The organism is Paracoccus sp. Z118 (assembly GCF_019061185.1).
In the GTDB taxonomy this organism is placed as follows: domain Bacteria; phylum Pseudomonadota; class Alphaproteobacteria; order Rhodobacterales; family Rhodobacteraceae; genus Paracoccus.
The window spans coordinates 1-371 of the sequence record NZ_JAHQZU010000147.1 but is presented as its reverse complement, the minus strand read 5'-3'; the positions used below and the strand labels follow the sequence as shown (position 1 = coordinate 371).

Sequence of the window (371 nt, the reverse complement as noted above, 5' to 3'; positions counted from 1 at the left end):
CCGTCGCTGTGGAACAGGTTCAGGATGCCGCGCTGGCTGACCATCGCGTTGAAGTTCAGGTCCTGCTCCATGGTTTCCCACAGCTTCATGGAGAACTCGTAGAACGGCTCGTTTCCCGGCAGCAGGTAGTTGGAGCGGATGATCGTCGTGTTGCGGCCGATATTGCCCGAGCCGAGCCAGCTTTTCTCCAGCAGGGCGATGCGGGCCTGCTTGAAGGTGGTGGCGAGGTAATAGGCGGCGGCGAGCCCGTGCCCGCCGCCGCCCACGACGACATAATCATAGGCGGGCTGGGGATCGGGGTTGCGCCACAGGGGGCGCCAGCCGCGATGACCGCCCAGTGCCTCTTTCACGACGCGGTAAGCCGAATAGCG

1 protein-coding gene is annotated in these 371 nt (G+C 64.2%); it reads right to left on the bottom strand.

All coding sequences use genetic code 11. The features are described 5' to 3' along the window. The coding region (locus KTN05_RS18840) for an FAD-dependent oxidoreductase (RefSeq protein WP_217330709.1) at positions 1 to 371 on the bottom strand (371 nt) is incomplete at both ends.